Source organism: Paractinoplanes durhamensis, assembly GCF_016862175.1.
GTDB lineage: Bacteria > Actinomycetota > Actinomycetes > Mycobacteriales > Micromonosporaceae > Actinoplanes > Actinoplanes durhamensis.
The window spans coordinates 37979-55439 of sequence record NZ_BOML01000066.1 but is presented as its reverse complement, the minus strand read 5'-3'; the positions used below and the strand labels follow the sequence as shown (position 1 = coordinate 55439).

Annotated in this window: 16 protein-coding genes; 7 read left to right on the top strand and 9 right to left on the bottom strand. The window is 70.8% G+C overall.

Features of this window, described 5'->3' with window-relative positions:
• The first annotated feature begins 25 nt into the window (after nucleotides 1–25).
• Nucleotides 26–1237 carry an APC family permease gene (locus tag Adu01nite_RS39930; RefSeq protein ID WP_203734543.1) on the top strand — a complete coding sequence of 404 codons (1212 nt, stop codon included), beginning with the start codon at nucleotides 26–28 and terminating at the stop codon, nucleotides 1235–1237.
• Here the strand turns inward: Adu01nite_RS39930 and Adu01nite_RS39925 are convergent.
• The gene (locus tag Adu01nite_RS39925; RefSeq protein ID WP_203734542.1) at nucleotides 1224–2126 is read right to left on the bottom strand and encodes an SGNH/GDSL hydrolase family protein; all 903 of its coding nucleotides are present in this window, start codon (nucleotides 2124–2126) and stop codon (nucleotides 1224–1226) included. The genes Adu01nite_RS39930 and Adu01nite_RS39925 overlap by 14 nt on opposite strands.
• A gap of 96 nt (nucleotides 2127–2222) precedes the next feature.
• Here Adu01nite_RS39925 and Adu01nite_RS39920 point away from each other — a divergent pair, with 96 nt between their 5' ends.
• Complete coding sequence (locus Adu01nite_RS39920) at nucleotides 2223–3173, top strand: DUF4037 domain-containing protein (protein WP_203734541.1); 951 nt, start codon at nucleotides 2223–2225, stop codon at nucleotides 3171–3173.
• Here the strand turns inward: Adu01nite_RS39920 and Adu01nite_RS39915 are convergent.
• The 3 genes from Adu01nite_RS39915 to Adu01nite_RS48665 are packed head-to-tail and all read right to left on the bottom strand — an operon-like array spanning nucleotide 3151 to nucleotide 4994.
• The gene (locus Adu01nite_RS39915) at nucleotides 3151–3813 is read right to left on the bottom strand and encodes a lysophospholipid acyltransferase family protein (RefSeq protein WP_203734540.1); all 663 of its coding nucleotides are present in this window, start codon (nucleotides 3811–3813) and stop codon (nucleotides 3151–3153) included. The two genes, Adu01nite_RS39920 and Adu01nite_RS39915, sit on opposite strands and share 23 nt — an antisense overlap.
• The gene (locus Adu01nite_RS39910; protein WP_203734539.1) at nucleotides 3814–4383 is read right to left on the bottom strand and encodes a TetR/AcrR family transcriptional regulator; all 570 of its coding nucleotides are present in this window, start codon (nucleotides 4381–4383) and stop codon (nucleotides 3814–3816) included. It abuts the gene before it with no gap.
• Nucleotides 4384–4415: 32 nt separating this feature from the next.
• On the bottom strand, nucleotides 4416–4994 hold the full coding sequence (locus Adu01nite_RS48665; protein ID WP_203734538.1) for a TetR/AcrR family transcriptional regulator: 579 nt from the start codon (nucleotides 4992–4994) through the stop codon (nucleotides 4416–4418).
• A 95-nt stretch (nucleotides 4995–5089) separates the two neighbouring features.
• Between Adu01nite_RS48665 and Adu01nite_RS39900 the strand changes: the two genes are divergently transcribed.
• Complete coding sequence (locus Adu01nite_RS39900; RefSeq protein ID WP_203734537.1) at nucleotides 5090–6133, top strand: NAD(P)-dependent alcohol dehydrogenase; 1044 nt, start codon at nucleotides 5090–5092, stop codon at nucleotides 6131–6133.
• 173 nt (nucleotides 6134–6306) lie between these two features.
• On the opposite strand, the gene Adu01nite_RS39895 is transcribed toward Adu01nite_RS39900, so the two are convergent.
• From Adu01nite_RS39895 to Adu01nite_RS39885, 3 genes are all read right to left on the bottom strand, one after another.
• On the bottom strand, nucleotides 6307–8508 hold the full coding sequence (locus Adu01nite_RS39895) for an RICIN domain-containing protein (protein WP_203734536.1): 2202 nt from the start codon (nucleotides 8506–8508) through the stop codon (nucleotides 6307–6309).
• Between the two features lie 8 nt (nucleotides 8509–8516).
• The gene (locus tag Adu01nite_RS39890) at nucleotides 8517–9692 is read right to left on the bottom strand and encodes an alginate lyase family protein (RefSeq protein WP_239133067.1); all 1176 of its coding nucleotides are present in this window, start codon (nucleotides 9690–9692) and stop codon (nucleotides 8517–8519) included.
• 128 nt (nucleotides 9693–9820) lie between these two features.
• A complete protein-coding gene (locus Adu01nite_RS39885) occupies nucleotides 9821–10789 on the bottom strand; it encodes a quinone oxidoreductase family protein (protein WP_239133066.1) in 969 nt (322 codons plus the stop codon).
• Nucleotides 10790–10866: 77 nt separating this feature from the next.
• On the opposite strand from Adu01nite_RS39885, the gene Adu01nite_RS39880 reads away from it, so the two are divergent.
• Together Adu01nite_RS39880 and Adu01nite_RS39875 are read left to right on the top strand one after the other, a co-directional pair.
• On the top strand, nucleotides 10867–11316 hold the full coding sequence (locus Adu01nite_RS39880; RefSeq protein WP_203734535.1) for a MarR family winged helix-turn-helix transcriptional regulator: 450 nt from the start codon (nucleotides 10867–10869) through the stop codon (nucleotides 11314–11316).
• A 10-nt stretch (nucleotides 11317–11326) separates the two neighbouring features.
• Nucleotides 11327–12106, top strand: a complete 780-nt coding sequence (locus Adu01nite_RS39875; protein ID WP_203734534.1) for a nucleotidyltransferase domain-containing protein — start codon at nucleotides 11327–11329, stop codon at nucleotides 12104–12106.
• Nucleotides 12107–12127: 21 nt separating this feature from the next.
• Here Adu01nite_RS39875 and Adu01nite_RS39870 read toward each other — a convergent pair whose 3' ends face one another.
• Nucleotides 12128–12718 (bottom strand): TetR/AcrR family transcriptional regulator, encoded by a 591-nt coding sequence (locus Adu01nite_RS39870; protein ID WP_239133065.1) that lies wholly within the window; start codon nucleotides 12716–12718, stop codon nucleotides 12128–12130.
• 73 nt (nucleotides 12719–12791) lie between these two features.
• Between Adu01nite_RS39870 and Adu01nite_RS39865 the strand changes: the two genes are divergently transcribed.
• Nucleotides 12792–14462 carry an FAD-binding dehydrogenase gene (locus Adu01nite_RS39865; RefSeq protein WP_203734532.1) on the top strand — a complete coding sequence of 557 codons (1671 nt, stop codon included), beginning with the start codon at nucleotides 12792–12794 and terminating at the stop codon, nucleotides 14460–14462.
• Nucleotides 14463–14484: 22 nt separating this feature from the next.
• On the opposite strand, the gene Adu01nite_RS39860 is transcribed toward Adu01nite_RS39865, so the two are convergent.
• Nucleotides 14485–15399, bottom strand: coding sequence for a ricin-type beta-trefoil lectin domain protein (locus tag Adu01nite_RS39860; RefSeq protein WP_203734531.1), 915 nt, complete (start codon nucleotides 15397–15399; stop codon nucleotides 14485–14487).
• 284 nt (nucleotides 15400–15683) lie between these two features.
• Here Adu01nite_RS39860 and Adu01nite_RS39855 point away from each other — a divergent pair, with 284 nt between their 5' ends.
• Complete coding sequence (locus Adu01nite_RS39855) at nucleotides 15684–17444, top strand: alpha/beta fold hydrolase (protein ID WP_203734530.1); 1761 nt, start codon at nucleotides 15684–15686, stop codon at nucleotides 17442–17444.
• The last annotated feature ends 17 nt before the right edge of the window (nucleotides 17445–17461 follow it).

Sequence of the window (17461 nt, the reverse complement as noted above, 5' to 3'; positions counted from 1 at the left end):
GAGGATTCAGGCAAGGGGAGGCCGAATGACCGAGTTGCGCCGCCGGCTGGACACCCGGGACGCGGTCGTGGTCGGGCTGGGCGCCATGCTCGGCGCCGGGGTGTTCGCCTCGTTCGGGCCGGCCGCCCGCGCCGCCGGCGGCTGGCTGCCGCTGTCGCTCGCGCTCGCCGCGGCGGTCGCCTACGGCAACGCCATGTCGTCGGCCCGGCTGGCGGCCCGCTATCCGGCCAGCGGCGGCACCTATGTGTACGGGCGGGAACGCCTCGGCCCGTTCTGGGGCTACCTGGCCGGCTGGATGTTCGTGGTCGGCAAGACCGCCTCCTGCGCGGCGATGGCCCTGACCTTCGCCGCCTACGCCGCACCGGGTTTCGCGCGCCCGGCCGCGGTGGCCGCCGTGCTCGCCCTGACCGCGCTGAACCTGTTCGGCGTGCAGCGCTCGGTCCAGGCCACCCGGCTCATCGTGGCGGTCGTCCTGGTCGTGCTCGCCGCCGTGGTGACCACCGCGTTCGCGGGGGCGCCGTCGCCCGGCCTCGGCGGCGCCCTGCACCCGCTCGGCGTGCTCCAGGGCGCCGGCCTGCTGTTCTTCGCGTTCGCCGGCTACGCCCGGATCGCCACCCTGGGGGAGGAGGTCCGCGACCCGGCCCGGACCATCCCGCGGGCCGTCACGATCTCCCTCGCCGTGACCCTGATCGTCTACACCCTGGTCGCGTTCGCGCTGCTGGCCGCGCTCGGCCCGGAACGGCTCGCGGCCTCGGTGTCGCCGCTGGCCGAAGCCACGCCCGGCTGGCTGGCACCGGCGGTCCGGGTGGGTGCGGCGGTGGCCGCGCTCGGCGCACTGCTCGCGCTGATCCTCGGGGTGTCCCGGACCGGGCTGGCGATGGCCCGGGACGGCTTCCTGCCGCGCGCCCTGGCCGTGGTGGATGCGCGTTCGGCCGTCCCGCGCCGGGCCGAACTGGCCGTCGGGCTGGTGGTCGCGGCGCTGGTCGCGACCGTCGACCTGCGCGGCGCGATCGGGTTCTCGTCGTTCGGTGTGCTGCTCTACTACGCGATCGCCAACGCGGCCTGGCTGTCGCTCGCGGCCGGCCCGGCCCGCCGCGCGGGTGCCGTCGCCGGGCTGGCCGGCTGCCTCCTGCTGGCGTTCACGCTGCCGTGGCGATCGATCGGCGTGGGCCTCGCGGTCGCCGCGGCCGGCGCGCTCTGGTACTTCTACGTCGCACGCAGAGCTAGGCGGCCGTGATCCAGCGTTGCTCCGTGCGTTCTACGATCCGGCCGTCGATCCTGATCTTGCGGGTGGCCGTCACCGGGGTCTGCCAGACGCCGGGGGTCCGTTGGTACCAGGTACGGCAGCCCCTGGTGGCCGGGTCGAGGCTGGTCCGGTTGATGCAGTGCACCGCCTCCGGCGACCGGTAGGGGTCGCGGGGCATCGGCCAGGCCGACCGGCTGCGGTTCAGCACCGGCTCCATCGCCCGGTAGTAGTTCCAGGCCATCTTCTGGTAGCCGTAGTCGTTCGGGTGCTCCCGGTTCCACATGTCGATGCCGCGCACGTCGCTCTGGTCGACCAGGTGGAAGCGCGACCCCTTGCTCGCCACGATCCGGGTGACCGCGGCGTTGTAGGCGGTGGTCCGGCGCATCCGGCTGCCCACCTCGCGGTAGTCGGCGATCCCGACGATCTTCGCGACGAACACCTCGGCGGCCGGCCGGTCCTCGGCGATCCGGTCGAGCAGCTCGTCCAGGTGGGTCGGCGCGTCCGGGACGCCGCGGACCATGTCGTTGGTGCCGATGTGCAGCAGGATCACGTCCGGCTCGTACGTCTCCAGCCACTCGTCCACGTGCTCGCTGAGCTGTTCGATCGTCCAGCCCCGGTGACCCTCGTTCGCGTCCTCCGGTCCCCGCCCGGCGGTCAGCGAGCCGACGTAGTCGACCGGCAGGCCGGCCTCGATCAGCCGCCAGTACAGGGCGTAGCGGTACCCGTCGCCGGTCTTGGAGCCGACCCCGTAGGTGATCGAGTCCCCGAGCGGCATGACCTTGAGCCGGTGCACTCTTTCCGCGGCCGGGCTGGCCGAGGCGGCCGGCGCGAGCAGCCCGACCAGCGAGGCCAGGACCACGTACAGGGCGAGACGACGCATCACGAACCGCCTGATCGGTCTGGAGCGGTGGATCTCTGACGGTTCACCCGGCTTCGCAACCGAAGTCGCACCGGGCGTGTGTGATACCCCTGGGGTGTGACAGCTGGGATCGAGATCGCACGGCACTACTACCGGACCGAGGTGGCCCCCGGGCTGACCGGGGTGCCGCACGCCGCCGCCCTGCTCGGGCCGGGGTCGGAGGTGCTGGGGTATGACGACGAGGTGTCGACGGACCACGACTTCGGGCCCCGGGTCCAGGTGTTCTATCCCGATCGGGACACCGCCGGCGCGTTCTTCGCCGCCCATCTGGGCTTCGACCCCGGGGACGGGGTGACCGTGACGGACTGGCTGCACACCCCGACCCAGGTGCTGGCCAGCCTGACCCGCGGTGCCGTCTTCCACGACCCGTCGGACGAGCTGGGCCGTCGCCGCCGGGCGCTCGCCTGGTACCCGGACGACGTCTGGCGCTACGCCCTCGCGGCCGGCTGGCTCAAGATCGCGCAGGAGGAGGCATTCGTCGCCCGCACCGGCTCGACCGGCGACGACCTGGGTTCCCGCATCCTCGCCGCCCGGCTGGCCCGCGAGCTGATCCGGCTCGCCTTCCTCGTCTCGCGCGCCTGGGCGCCGTACGCGAAGTGGCTCGGCCGTGCTTTCGCGGACCTGGAGATCGCCGCCTCGCTGGGCCCACCGCTGGCGGCCGCGCTGAACGCGGCGTCCTGGCAAGAGCGAGAAGCAGGCTTGGGTACGGCCGGAAGCGTGCTCGCTGCCGCCACCAACTCCCTCGGGCTGTGCCCGCCGCTGGACCCGGCGCCGCGCCAGTTCTACGAGCGGGACATCCAGGTGCTGGATGCTTCCCGCTTCACGATCGCCCTGGCCGCCGAGATCACCGACCCGGAGCTGCGGGCGCTGCTCGACCGGGTCGGCGTCCGGCATGGGGTGATCCCGCGCCTGCCCGGCACCATCGACCAGGCCGTCGACTCGACTGACCTCCTGTCCAACCCGGCGCTGTTCCGGGCGGTGCGGCTTACCCCGCCGACAACTCGTTGAACTCGTTCGCGACCTCCTGGCCGGAGAGCGCGGCGATGGCCGCCATGATCTCGTCGGTGGCTTTTCGCCGGGCCGGCCCCTGCTTGCCGTCGGCCGGGGGAGTGAAGACCAGCGGCTTGCCGAAGTGCACGATGACCTTGCCCGGCTTGGGGAAACTCGCGCCGACCGGCTGGATCTTCTCGGTGCCGATCAGCGCCACCGGGATCACCGGCGCCCCGGACGCGATCGCCAGCCAGGCCACCCCGGTCCGTCCCCGGTAGAGGCGGCCGTCGCGGGACCGGCTCCCCTCCGGATGAATGCCGAACGCCCCGCCGTCCTTGAGCAGTTTCAGCGCGACCTCGAGCGATTCCTGCGCGGCCCGGAAACCGCCACGCGACACCGGAATGGCATCGATCCCGGTCAGGAAGTTGCGGGTCACCCACTGCTTCGCGCCGCCGTGGTCGAAATACTCCTGCTTGGCGATGAACGACACCCGCCGCGGCGCGGTCAGCGGCACGATGAAACTGTCCACGAACGACAGGTGATTGGCCGCGACAATGACCGGCCCGGTGCGTGGCACATTGTCGGAGCCGTGCACCTCCGGCCGGAACACGACCTGACTGACCGGTCGCAGGAGAGTGCGCAGAGTTTCGGCGAGCATCTAGGTGGTCACCCTTCCCAGGTGGGTATCGACGGCGGCCACGAGAAGCGGTTCCGGATCGTCGAACCCGGTCACCACCTGCAGTGTTCCCCAGTGCCAGAGCTGAGCGATGCCGTGCAGGGCGGCCCACAGGGCCGCGGCCTGCGCGGTGGGTTGGGCACCGCCGGCACGTTTCAGCATTTCCACGAGTACGCCGAACAGGGGCGTACTTTCCTCACGAAGTCCGATGTTGTTACCGCGTAGCAGATCGTGCCGGAACATCAGCGCGAACATGCCCGGTTCGGTGCGGGCGAACTCGACGTATTGCCGGCCGAGCGCGAGAAGTGCGGCCCGCGGCCCGGCGGTGTGATCGCCGATGGTCGCCGCGACGAGGTCGCCGAGTTTCCGGTAGCCCTGCCGCGCGATCGCCGCCAGCAATGCCTGATGGGTCGGGAAATAACGGCGCGGGGCTCCATGCGAGACGCCCGCGCGCCGGGCGATCTCGCGCAGCGAAAGGGCGTCGGTGCCGGCCTCGGCCAGCAACTCCACTCCCGCGGCGACGAGGCGCGCCTCGAGGTCCCCCGAACTCATGGACGCTGTCTACCAGAGCAAGTAGACAGCGTCTACGGTGCTGTGGCTCGATGCACGCTTTCGTGGAGCAACTGCCGGCGTCGGTCGTGGTCGGCGGGGGGATCGCCGGCGCTGGCGGCGTAGCTGCCGCTGGCCGAGGACCAGGCGAACGCCATCGCGAGCACCAGCGCGAAGATGTCGAACGGGTCGCCTTCGCGGATGTGGCCGGCCGCCTGGGCGCCGGTGATGGCCGCGAGCTTCGCCTCGTCGCGGCTGTTGTCGCCGAGCCGGCCCGCCGGTCGTCGCTCGAGCCGCAGCCAGGCCGCCAGGCGGACCAGCTCGGGGTTGCGCAGGTTCTCGTCGTACATCCGGACCGCCCAGCCGGGCAGGTCGGCCGGGTCGAACGGGACGTTGCTCATCAGGCGGTCGGTGCGGTCGGCGATGACCGCGTCGAACAGGCCGTCCTTGCTGCCGAAGTAGCCGTAGAGCTGGGCCTTGTTGGTGTTGGCGGCGGCGATGATGCGGTCGACCCGGGCGCCGGCGATGCCGCGCTCGGCGAACTCCGCGGCGGCCGCGTCGAGGATCCGGCGGCTGGTCGCGGTGCCTTTGGCGCTGGTGGGCAGGGCGGGCATGCGGGCACTTTAACAAACAGACGAGTTGGTTTGTCTTTGCCGCTTCGCCTCGCTACGGTTGGCCACAGACCGAACAGTCTGTCTTTGGAGGAACCATGCGCACCACCACCGGATGGCAGAGCTCCGACCGTTCCACCGCGCTGCGGCGGGTCCCGCTCGAACGCCGCGACCTGCGCGCCGACGACCTCGCCGTGCGGGTCGACTTCTGCGGCGTGTGCCACAGCGACCTGCACGCGATCCACGGCCTCACCGGCAAGGCCACCGACGGGCTGGTGCCGGGGCACGAGTTCACCGGCACGGTCACCGCGGTGGGGCCGGCCGTGACCGGCTTCGCGGTGGGGGACCGGGTCGCGGTCGGCACCATCGTCGACTCGTGCGGACAGTGCCCGATGTGCGCGATCGGCCAGGAGAACTTCTGCTACCAGCGGGCGGTCAGCACGTACGGCGGCACCGACCGGATCGACGGCACCGAGACCAGGGGTGGATACAGCCGCGAGTACGTGTTGCGCGAGAAGTTCGCCTACCACCTGTCGGCGGGCCTCGACCCGGCCGCGGCCGCCCCGCTGATGTGCGCCGGCATCACCATGTGGGAGCCGCTGCGCGCGGCCGGCATCGGCCCGGGCAGTCGGGTGGCGGTGGCGGGCCTGGGCGGTCTCGGCCACCTTGGCGTGAAGCTGGCCGTCGCCCTGGGCGCCGAGGTCACGGTGCTGAGCCGCACCCCCGACAAGGCGGCGGACGCCCGCGCGCTCGGCGCCACCGACCTGCTGCTCACCGCCGACGACGACGCCCTGAAGCAGGCGTTCGGACGGTTCGACCTGATCCTCGACACCATCGCCGCCCCGCACGACTTCTCACCGCTGCTGAGCCTGGTCGCCTTCGAGGGCACGCTGAGCATCCTGGGCGCCCCACTGGAGACCACGGTCCGCATCATGGACCTGACCTTCGGCCGAAAGAACCTGACGTCCTCGGGCACCGGCGGCACGAAACACACCGCCGAGTTGCTCGCTTTCTGCGCCGAGAAGGGCATCACCGCGGACGTCGAGGTGCTGCCCTCGGCGCAGGTCGAGGAGGCGCTGACCCGCCTGGAGAAGGGCGACGTCCGTTACCGCTTCGTCTTGGACATGTCCGACCTCGACTGAACTTTTCTTTGCCACTCACGCAGAATGAAAGGCCAGGGCCAGCTTTGCTGGGCCCCGGCCTGGCCTCGGTGGGAACTGCGGTCCGTACCCACCACTCAGGCACGACATGAAGCTTTTGATCTGTGGTTTTGGGCTCGGCCCGGTCCCATTTCGGGACCGGGCCGAGTTGGTGGTTACGGTCCGCTGACGATGCTCGTTACTTGATGGCCGCTGTTTACGGCGGCGCCGGTGTTGTTGATGACGTGGCTGATGGTGCCGACGCCGCCGAGGGAAACCGTCACCATGTCGTGGAATTTGACGCCGGCGTTGACCGGGACCTCGAAGGCGCGGGCGTTGACGACCGCCGGATTGACGTTGAAGTAGGCGTAGCTGCCCAATCCCCACGCCTCGTGCGAGGTCACCGAATCGGCCACCTTGTACGCCGCCCAGCCCTGGGTGGAACCGTTCATGTAGGCGGCCTGGTTCGGCGGGTCGTACGGCATTTCGTTCTGGTAGAAGTAGGTCCGCCCGCCATTACCGTTCCAGATCGTCTGGTATTGCTGGTAATGCTCGACGAACAGGCCGTAGAACGTGACGTTCTGACCATTGACCACCAGGCCGGTCCTGGCCGGGTTGTAGGTCCAGCCGACCGTGTTCGTGCCGACGCCGTGGTCGGCCCGCCAGATCCACGCGTGGTCGCCGATCACGTTGTTGCTGTTGACCTCGACGCTGGTGGTGGCCTTGCCGGCGACCGCGCCGCCGATCCGCACGAACACGTCGGACAGCACGGTCGGGTTGGCGGCGTGCGACGCCGACGAACCGGCCGGGCCGACCTGCAGCAGGATGTTCGAGTTGGTGGTGCCCGCGTCGAGCAGGATGCCGGCGAGCCGCACCCCGTCGACGTCGGCGACGTGGATGGCGTCGACGCCGCCGGTGGGCTGGAACGTGGCGAGCCCGAGTCCGAGAACGACCGTGCCGGCGCGAGTCACGTTGAGTGTCTGGTTGAGCTGGTAGACACCCGGCGTGACGAGCAGATTCTTACCGGCGGCGAGGGCCGCGTTGATCGTGGACGCGGTGTCACCGGACTTGACCACGTAGAACGTGCTGATCGGCAGCGACGTGCCGGCCGGGGTGCCGGCCGCCCAGCTGGTGCCGCTCGCGTTGTTCCGCAGCGCGGGCACGAAGACCTGGTAGGCGCCGGCGCTGTCCACGTACAGGTAGGGCTTCTCGGCGATCACCGGCGCGGAACCGACCGTGGTGTACGGCGGGGACGGGAAACTCTGTGCCGGGGCGCCCGGGCTGCCGACGAAGACCTGGTTCCAGTTCGAGCCGGTCCAGCTGCCCATCTGGGTGTTGCGGGTGAGGAACTGCTGCTGCGAACCGGACTGGATCTGTCCGTCGATCTTCGAGTCGGCGATGAAGCCGCCGGACGACCAGCCGCCGTCGGAGAGCGCCAGGTTGCCGCGGACGTGCATGCGGCGGTAGGGAGCGGCCTGCGACACCGACCACCGGTCCAGACCGTCACCGGGGGTCACCGAGAGGCCCTCGGCGGAGCGCCAGAAGTTCTGCGTGGCGTTCTGCGAGCCGTCCGGCCACCAGTCGGCCTCGACGTGCACGTGACCGTTGATGGTCACCTGGTCGGGGGCGAGGCCGAGGCCGGCGACCTGGGTGAAGAAGCCGACGTTGGCGTCCACGTTGTAGCTGCCCGGCTTGAACAGCAGCGCGTACCGCGCGGTGCCGAACTGGTTGCTGACCTGCGCGTTGAAGACGCTGGTCAGCTTGCTCTGGACGGTCGACGCCGACATCGACGGGTCGAAGACGGTGACGTTCGGTCCCAGGTCCGGGTTGGTGGGGTTCGGCGGCACCGTGGTCGGTGACGTCGGTGACGTCGGCGGCGTGGTCGGCGTGGTCGTCCCTCCGGAGAAGGTCCATTTCTGGTTCGCCGAGCCGCCGCAATCCCAGAGCTGCAGTTTCGCGCCGTCGGCGAGGTTGTTGTCCTTGATGTCCAGGCACTTGCCGGACGCCGTGTTGACCAGATCCTTGGCCGCGTTCAACGACCACTTCTGACTGGCGACCGTGTCGTAGCAGTCCCACAGATGAATGACCGCGCCGTTGGCGGTGGAATTGCCGGCGACGTCCAGGCACTTTCCGCGGCCCTGCACCGAACCGTTGTCGGCCAGCGTCCAGGTCTGGTTCTGATTTCCGCTGGTGCACGCCCACATCTGCGGCTGGTTGCCGTTGGCGGTGGAACCGTCCGTGACGTCCAGGCACTTTCCGTTGGCCGAACTGACCAGCGTGCCCGACGAGGCGGCGAACGCATTGGTGATACCGACGATGCCGAGTGCGCCGACCACCAGGGTCATCACCGCGCCGGCCGCAATTCTGCGAGTTCTCATGATGCCCCTCAGGCCGGGTTGTTGGCGTGGGTCAGCGTCTCCCAGGCGACGAACAGATTGTTCGTCCCCTGCGGCCGGCGCGATTCGGTGTACGTCTGGGAATTGGTCATCGCGATGCCGAGCCGGGTGTGCAGCGCGTTGAACGCCACCTCACTGACCGGCCCGAGACCCTTCTGGACGCTGCCGCCGCAGATGGTGCCGGGCACCGCCGTACCGTTCTCGAACTTGGTGTGGAAGCCGAGCGCCTGCCGCACCCGCTCCTGCAGCGACGGCCACAGGTCCTCACCCTGGATGCGGGTGGTCTCCGCGACGTGACTGATCGCCGAGATGCCGTAGCCGGTGTGCACGAAGTCCCGGCACGTCTCCTGGGCGAGCCCGTCCACGAACGTGCTCTGACCCTGCCAGTAGCTGATCAGCTCGCTGGTGGTGTCGACGCTGCCGACCGGCGGGTACTTCGGCTGCGCACCGTCGGCGGTGATGTAGATGTAGGCCGCGGCCCGCGCCTTGAACCGGGTGATCGCCCGGTCGTAGCTCGCCTTGTCGTCGAGGAACACCGATATCCCGACGGCGGCCTCCATCATCGACAACTCCCAGTTGCCGTTGCTGGAGCTGCCGGCGATCACCACCGGCAGGTACACGGTGCGCAGCATCGTCGCGAACCGGGCCGCGTTGGGCCAGCTCGAGTACGTGTACTTGATGATCTCGGCGGCGCGCGGCCAGACCGATCCGGCCCAGCCGGTCTGCAGCGGGCCGTTGCTGTTGGTGTGCGTCTTGATCGTGGCCGACCAGGCGTCCATCAGCGCGATCGACTTCTGCGCGTAGGCCGCGTTGCCGGTGACATACCAGGCCAGCGCGTCGGTGTAGGCCGCGATCGCGTCCTCACGCTCGTCGGTGCAGCCGTTGTTCGGGTTGGAGTAGGAGCCGCACTCGACGGTCGCTCGCGGCTTGGGGGTGCGCGTGAGCGACGCGTACGAGCTGGCCTTCATCTGGTTGTAGGCGGCCAGCCAGGGCTGCGCGCCGGCGGCGACCTTCGCCTTGACGAAGTCGAGTTGGGCGCGACTGACCAGCACGCCCGGATGGCTGAAGGTGATCGGTGCGGCGTCGGCGGTCGCGAGGCGGACGCCGAAGGCGCCGCTGGCTGCGACCAAGGCCGTGAAAGCCGCTAAAAGGGCGCGTTTGCGCATGGGGGGATCTCCCGGGTGGGGATGGAAACCGGAAAGTGGGTTTACAGTTCCCGGTGCGCATCTGCCCGGTCAAGCCCAAATTGACCGACTTAAGACTTAGTTAAAGGTTCCGGAACAAGAGAGCGCTCTCAGCCTTCGTCGCTGTTGAAACCGGTTCCGGGAGTCAGCACGATCCGCTCGCCCGGCACGTCCGGCCGCGCCCACGCCCGCTCCACGTCGGCGAGCGGAATCGCCCGCGGCGTGACCGTGATCGTGCCGGTGCCGATCTCCTCGATCAGGGCCGGCAACTCGGCCAGGTAGGCCCGCGGCGACACCGCGCCCTGGCCGTTGCCCTGCAGCCGGAGGTTCGCCGAGCGCAGCGCCACCGACGGGAGCTCGATGGTCGGCCCGGCCACCGATCCGATCTGGATCCAGTCGAGCTGGCGGCTGCGGTCCGACCGGGCGGTCAGCAGGGCCATCATCGCCGCCGACGCCGGCCTGCCCCAGAGGTAGTCGAGCACGATGTCGACCTCGGCCGCGGCGGCGGCCAGGGCGTCCGGCCCGTCGCCGAGCGCGACCACCTCGTCGGCCGGCACGGTCGCGAGGCGCGCCGCGTCGCGGCCGGCGCCGACGATCCGGCCCGCGCCGAGCCGCCGGGCCACCTGGACGGCCATCGCCCCCGCGTTCCCGGTCGCGCCCAGGATGAGCACGCTCTGGCCCGGCTGGATCGGCACCCGGCGGCGCAGCGCGACCCAGGACGACATGGCCGGGTTCATGGCCGCCGCCACCTTGGCGACGTCGGCGCCGGCCGGCAGCGGCACCATCCGGCGCCGGTCGACCACGGCCTTCTCCGCCATGGTGCCGATGACGTCGTCGTCGGCCACGAAGTAGACGGCCGTGCCGTCCGCACGCCGGCCCACCCCGTCGATGCCCGGGATCATCGGCAGCGTCCCGCTGCTCGTGTAGTGCTGGCCGGTGGCCCCGGTGCGGACCCGCGGGTGCAGGCCGGCCGCGAGCACGTCCAGCACGACCTGCCCCTCCTGGACCTCGGGAACCTCGAACGGCAGGTAGTGCGGCGCCTCGTCGAACGAGGTGACGACCGCGGCGTGCATCTTCATGGTGACCTCCATCGGTTAGTACGTGACACAAACTAAGATAGTTGGTGGCACGTACTAAAACAAGTAGGCTCCCGGGTATGGCACAGATCAACACCGTCGACGGCCTGGCCCAGCTCTCGTTCCTGATCCAGGGCGCCCTCGAACGGCGGGCCGCCGAGCACGACGTCTCGCTCATCCAGACCCGGCTGCTCGGGGTGCTGCGCGATCGCCGTCCGACCATGCAGGAGCTGGCCAAACTCCTCGGCCTGGACAAGTCGAGCGTCACCGGGCTGATCGACCGGGCCGAGCGCCGCGGCCTGGTCACGAGGGTGCCGTCGCCGACCGACCGCCGGTCCTCGCTGGTCGACCTCACCGACCGGGCCCGCGAGCTGATCGTGGCGGTCTCGGCCGGCTTCGAGGCGGACGTGACCGCGATGGTCGGGCGGCTGCCCGAGCAGGACCGCACCGACCTGACCGACCTGATCGGCCGCCTCCTGACGGCGCACGCGGCCGCGCACGGCGTCGACCTTTTCGACACCACCGGTTAGGGTCGCCCGGGTGATCTATAAAACGACGAACATCTATCTGGAGGCAGTCGACCAGGCGTTGCCGGGTTTCGTGCGGGGCCTCTACATCGTCGGCTCGGCCGCGCTGAACGCCTGGCAGCCCGGCGCCAGCGACATCGACGCGATCATCTACACGTCCCGCCCGGCGTCCGGCGACGACCTGGCCGTCCTCGCCAAGATCCACCAGAACATGCCGCCGAGGCCGTACTTCGACCCGGTCTACCTGGAGCCGGCCCTGGCCGGCGAGTGGCCCATGCATCAGGAGCCGGCGCCGTTCGTGGTCGACGGTGCACTGCAGCCGGCCGGAAAACCATGCGGGGAGCTCACGCCGGTCGTCGGGCTGGTCCTCCAGAAGTACGGCATCCGGGTCCGCGGCCCGGAGATCAACCTGAAGATCGACCCGGCCGAACTGCTCCGCTACAACCTCGAGAACCTGCGCGACTACTGGCAGGCGGGGGTGGTCGGCGCCGACGAACAACTGGCCGCCATGGACCAGGCCGAGCCGGTCGACGCCGACTCCGTCGTCTGGACCGTCACCGGCCCCGCGCGCCTGCACCGCACGGCCGCGACCGGCGACATCATCGCCAAGACGGCCGCCGCCGGCTACCTGGCCGAGCTGTTCCCGCGGTACGCCGGCCTGGCCGCCCGCGCGGCCGCGCACCGGGCCGGGACGCCGCAGGTCTTCACGGTGACCGACCTGCGGGCCGCGATCGCGTCGGTCAACGAGGTGGCCGAGGACGCCTGGCGCCGATTCGGCCCGCTCACCACCTGAGGTCCGGCCCGTCCAGCCGGGTCATCGCACCAGCAAGGCGGTGAGCAGCTGGGTCAGCCAGGCACGCGCGGCGGGCATGTCGCCGTCCAGCAGGAGCTGCACCGTCACGCCGTCGTAGGCGGCCACCACCGCGCGGGCCGCCGCCGGCGCGTCGGCCAGGCCGGGCGGCAGCGCGAGCCGGCCCCGCATGCCGAGCAGGCGGCTCTCGATCGCCGTGCGCAGCTCGGCGCGGTGCGCGGCCAGGCGGGTGGCCACCTCGGGGTGGCGGGCCGCGTGCAGCAGGAAGTCGGTCTTGACCAGGAGCCAGTCGCGGTCCAGCAGTAAGGTGGCGGCGGTCCGGGCGATCACGGCGTGGATCGACGGCTCCAGCAGCGCCGCGTCGTCGACGGTCAGGGCCTCGGTCACCTGGGTGGCGATGAGCGCGGCCCGTTCGTCGTACAGCGCGAAGAACAACTCGTCGAGGGAGCTGAAGTTCGAATAGAAGGCGCCGCGCGTGTAGCCCGCCTCCGCGCACACGTCGTCGATCCGCGCCTGGCCGTACCCCTTGGCCGCGAACACCCGGAACGCGGCCGCCAGCAGGCGAGCCCGCGTCTCGGCCCGTCTCTTCGTCACCCGTACCGGTTCTTTCGCCCGCACCTGTCGAACCCTATCCAATCCATTCGTGTATCCGATACATTCCTGAATCGTGAATGCGGACGTCATCGTCGTCGGCGCCGGCCTGGCCGGGCTCGCCGCCACCCATGAGCTCGTCACCGCCGGCAAGCGGGTGGCCCTGGTCGACCAGGAAAATGCGGCCAACCTCGGCGGCCAGGCGTTCTGGTCGTTCGGCGGCCTGTTCCTGGTCAACACCCCCGAGCAGCGGCGGCTGGGGGTGCGCGACTCGGTCGAGCTGGCCTGGGCCGACTGGCAGGGCAGTGCCCAGTTCGACCGGCTCGACGACGAGGACTCCTGGGGCGTCAAGTGGGCCCGGGCCTACGTCGAGTTCGCGGCCGGCGAGAAGCGGTCGTGGCTGTCGTCGCTCGGGATGAGCTGGCTGCCGACGGTCGGCTGGGCCGAGCGGGGCAGCCTGCGGTCCGACGGCCACGGCAACAGCGTGCCGCGCTTCCACGTCACCTGGGGGACCGGCACCGGCGTGGTCGCGCCGTTCGTCGCCTCGGTGCTGAAGGCGGCCGAGGCGGGCCTCGTCACGTTCCATCACCGGCACCGGGTGGACGAGCTCATCGTCACGGCGGGCGCCGTCACCGGCGTACGCGGGAAGGTTCTTGCTCCGGACGACTCGGCCCGCGGCGTGACCTCCAACCGGGACGAGACCGAGGGTTTTGAGTTGACCGCGCAAGCGGTCGTGGTGACCACCGGGGGGATCGGCGCCAACCACGAGATGGTTCGCGAGTTCTGGCCGGAGCGGCTCGGCACCCCGCCGAAGAGCATGGTCACCGGGGTGCCCGCCTACGTGGACGGCCGGATGCTGGCGATCGCCGACGCGGCCGGCGCCCGCCTGGTCAACCGCGACCGGATGTGGCACTACACCGAGGGCATCCGCAACTGGGACCCGATCTGGCCCGGGCACGGCATCCGCATCCTGCCCGCACCGTCATCGATGTGGTTCGACGCGCTGGGCCGCCGGCTGCCCGACCCGTGCCTGCCCGGTTACGACACCATGAGCACGCTGCGTCACCTGCGCACGACCCCGGACATCGCCGGTCACGACCACTCCTGGTTCATCCTCACCCAGAAGATCATCCGCAAGGAGTTCGCCCTCTCCGGCTCCGAGCAGAACCCGGACATCACCGCCAAGGACCGCCGCGCCTTCGTCAAGGAGCGCATCCTCGGCCGGCAGGCCCCCGCGCCGGTCGAGGCGTTCAAGCGCAACGGCGCCGACTTCGTGGTCTCGGAGTCGCTGGAGGATCTCGTCGCCGGCATGAACCGGCTGACCGACGAGCCGCTGCTGGACCCGGCGCTGATCCGCCGCCAGATCGAGTCGCGCGACCTGCAGATCGCCAACCCGTACAGCAAGGACTCGCAGATCCAGGGCATCCACAACTCGCGCCGGTACCGCGGCGACCGCATCGGCCGCACCGTTGCCCCGCACCGGTTCCTCGACCCGGCGTCCGGCCCGCTGATCGGCATCAAGCTGCACACCCTGACCCGCAAGACCCTGGGTGGCATCCAGACCGACCTGGAGTCACGCGCCCTCTCCGCCTCCGGTACCCCGGTCCCCGGCCTCTACGCGGCCGGCGAGGTCGCCGGTTTCGGCGGCGGCGGAGTGCATGGCTACAACGCCCTGGAGGGTACGTTCCTGGGCGGTTGCCTGTTCAGCGGCCGAAACGCCGGCCGGGCGTTGGCCCGTTCGCTCTAAGGCCTCGCTCTAAGGCCTCGCTCTACGGCAGGGACCAACGTTCATTGGCGCGGCCGTCACAGGTGGTGACCGTGACTCCGGTGCCCGCGGTGGCGCCGCCGCTCGGGTCGGTCAGGCACTTGTTGTTCGACGCGTTGATCAGCAGCTGGCCGGACACGCGCCACTGCGCCGTCGTGCGCCCGTCGCAGCCGACGATGTGGACGGTGTCGTCGCCGACGACCAGCGCGCACATGCCCTGCACGCGCAGGGTGCCGTCGGTGGCGAGGGTCCAGCGCTGGGCGCCGGTGTCGTTGCAGTCGAAGACCTGGACGTGGTTGAACTCGATCGCGACGCCGCCGTTCAGGTCCAGGCAGAGGCCGTTCTGGCCGCGGATCGGGCCGGTGCGGGCCACCGCCGGCGGTTCGGGCGCGACCGCGTCGCCGGGCGCGATCACCGTCTTGCCGTCCTCCACGGTGCTGGTGACGCCCGGCTTCGCCGTCGCGGCCTTGCCGCTGGTCGCGGTGGCGGTCGCGCTCCGGCGGGCTGATTTGCTGGGTACGGCCGAGGACGGGGCCGCCGCGGCCGACGGCGTCAGGGTCGGCACGAGGCCGGTCAGCGCCGGAACGGGCGCCTCGGGCAGCGTGCTCGACGCGGCCGGCCGGCCGTCGGTGCGCAGGTTGGCGACCGCCGCCGCGGCCGCGCCGACCAGGACCAGGGCACACGCCGCCACCAGGACCAGCGCGCGATGGCGGAAGCGCCGCCGGGGCGGATCGGGCAGGTAGAGCACCGCGGTCGGGTCGTCGGAGCCCTCGAGGGCGCGATGGGACCGGACCTCGCGAGTGGTCGCCGACGGCCACGTCTGGGTAGACGTGTCGCCGTCACCGGCATCCACGTCCGCACGCAGGTACGGCCGGACGAGGAGCGGATCACGCTCCTCGTCGTGCTCGTCGTCCGTCACAAATCACCCGCCGCCATCGAGCTGGTCAGAGACGATCGATCGCCCAACCTACCCGGGACCCCGGGAGACATGCCCGGGCCGGAACATCCGACTTTCCGCGCGTTGCGGCCGTTGGGCTCGGCAGGGCACACACTGACCTGCGGCGATGGACGAACGGTCGGGTAGGCGACAACGAACGGCCGCAACGGACCTACACCTTTTCGGCAAACCGAGAAGATCCGCGCTGAACCTACCTTTCTGAATATCCGGGACGACACGGGCACCGGGCTACAGGAAGGCCACGCATGTCGCTCACCACCCGTCTGCTCGCGGCCGGTGCCGCGGGCCTGGCGCTCGCCGGGGCGCTCATCGCCCCGGCTCCGGTCGCCGCCGCCCCCGCTGGCTCGGCGGTCACCTGGGACCGGACCGGTGCCGTCGAGAGTCGCCGGGTCGATGCGGTTCCCACGCCGACGCTGCGCTGGTACTCCTGCTACGGCTGGGGCCAGTGCGCGACGGCGAAGGTCCCGCTCGACTACGACCGGCCGGGCGGCGAGCAGGTGAGCCTGGCGCTGCTGCGGGTGAAGGCCCGCGACCAGAAGAACAGGATCGGCAGCCTGTTCGTGAACCCGGGCGGCCCCGGCGCCTCGGCCGTGCAGATGGCCCTGGCCGCGCCGTACTTCATGAGCGACGCCCTGCTCGACCGTTTCGACGTGGTCGGCATGGACCCGCGCGGCATCGGCTTCAGCGAGCAGGTCAACTGCTTCGGCGACGTGGCCCGCCAGACCCCGGTGATGAACCGGCTCAGCATCGGCTTCCCGTGGGGCACCGCCCAGGAGAAGTCCTACATCAAGGCGGCCGGCCGCGTCGGCCGCGCCTGCTCGACCACCGGCCGGGAGCTGGCCGGCGCCATGTCGACGGCCGAGGTCGCCCGGGACATGGACGTGATGCGCCGCGCCGTCGGCGACAGCAAGCTCAGCTATCTGGGCTTCAGCTACGGCACCGCGCTCGGCCAGTACTACGCGAACATGTTCCCCGACCGCTTCCGGGCCATCGCCGTCGACGGCGTGATCAACCCGCAGGCCTGGGTGGGCACCGCGAAGACGGCCGGCCAGGTCCAGGACGACCGCCTGCACTCGGCGGACGGCGCGTGGAAGGCGCTGGCCGAGATCCTGCGCCGCTGCGCGAAGGCCGGAAAGACGAACTGCGCGTTCAGCGCGAGCCCGATGCACAACTTCCGGGTGGTCGCCGAGCGCCTCAAGAAGAAGCCGCTGGTCGTCGACGGCCTGACGGTCACCTACGCGTCGTTCATCAGCATGGTGCTGGGCGCGCTCTACGAGCCGGCCGCGGGCGCCGAGGTCACCGGCATGGCGGCCGAGATCTACCAGCTGACCACCCCGGGTTACACCCCCACCGCGGCGAAGCTGACCGCCGCCGGCGACCTGATCCGCCGGATGCGCAAGCAGGCCGAGGGCCGCGCGTTCCCCTACGACAACTCGTTCGACGCCTACTCCGCGGTCATGTGCACCGACGGCCGCCACCCCGCCCACGGCACGTCCTGGCCGAAGGCCGCCGCCCGCGCCGACAAGCGCGCCACCTACTTCGGCCGCGCCTGGGCATGGGCGAGCGTCCAGTGCGCCGGCGACCACTGGACGGTCCGCGACGAGGACGCCTACACCGGTCCGTTCACCAAGCACACCAAGCACCCCGTCCTGATCGTCGGAAGTTTCTGGGACCCGGCCACCAACTACGACGACGCCGTGTGGTCGTCGCACCTGCTGCCGAACAGCCGCCTGCTGTCCAGCGCCAACTGGGGCCACACCGCCTACGGCACGTCGGCCTGCGCCACCGGCGCCACCGACCGCTACCTGCTCTACCGTTCCCTGCCCGCGAAGGGCACCACGTGCGTCGGCGCCCAGCAGCCGTTCCGCACGCCGCTCGACAACGGCGACGACGCCAAGGCCCAGTCCACCGACGCCTTCGACCTGACCACCGCCACCCCGTCCGAGATCGCCGCCCACGGCCTCCCGGACGCCGACAACGCCAAGCTCCTCCCACCCGTCCGCTGACACCGCAAAACCCCACC

What these genes read in the sequence shown, in the direction of transcription:
- Adu01nite_RS39930 (WP_203734543.1), top strand. Translation starts at nt 26, where the DNA reads ATGACCGAGTTGCGCCGCCGGCTGGACACCCGGGACGCGGTCGTGGTC.
- Adu01nite_RS39925 (WP_203734542.1), bottom strand. Translation starts at nt 2,126, where the DNA reads ATGCGTCGTCTCGCCCTGTACGTGGTCCTGGCCTCGCTGGTCGGGCTG.
- Adu01nite_RS39915 (WP_203734540.1), bottom strand. Translation starts at nt 3,813, where the DNA reads ATGCTCGCCGAAACTCTGCGCACTCTCCTGCGACCGGTCAGTCAGGTC.
- Adu01nite_RS39910 (WP_203734539.1), bottom strand. Translation starts at nt 4,383, where the DNA reads ATGAGTTCGGGGGACCTCGAGGCGCGCCTCGTCGCCGCGGGAGTGGAG.
- Adu01nite_RS48665 (WP_203734538.1), bottom strand. Translation starts at nt 4,994, where the DNA reads ATGCCCGCCCTGCCCACCAGCGCCAAAGGCACCGCGACCAGCCGCCGG.
- Adu01nite_RS39900 (WP_203734537.1), top strand. Translation starts at nt 5,090, where the DNA reads ATGCGCACCACCACCGGATGGCAGAGCTCCGACCGTTCCACCGCGCTG.
- Adu01nite_RS39895 (WP_203734536.1), bottom strand. Translation starts at nt 8,508, where the DNA reads ATGAGAACTCGCAGAATTGCGGCCGGCGCGGTGATGACCCTGGTGGTC.
- Adu01nite_RS39890 (WP_239133067.1), bottom strand. Translation starts at nt 9,692, where the DNA reads ATGCGCAAACGCGCCCTTTTAGCGGCTTTCACGGCCTTGGTCGCAGCC.
- Adu01nite_RS39885 (WP_239133066.1), bottom strand. Translation starts at nt 10,789, where the DNA reads ATGAAGATGCACGCCGCGGTCGTCACCTCGTTCGACGAGGCGCCGCAC.
- Adu01nite_RS39880 (WP_203734535.1), top strand. Translation starts at nt 10,867, where the DNA reads ATGGCACAGATCAACACCGTCGACGGCCTGGCCCAGCTCTCGTTCCTG.
- Adu01nite_RS39855 (WP_203734530.1), top strand. Translation starts at nt 15,684, where the DNA reads ATGTCGCTCACCACCCGTCTGCTCGCGGCCGGTGCCGCGGGCCTGGCG.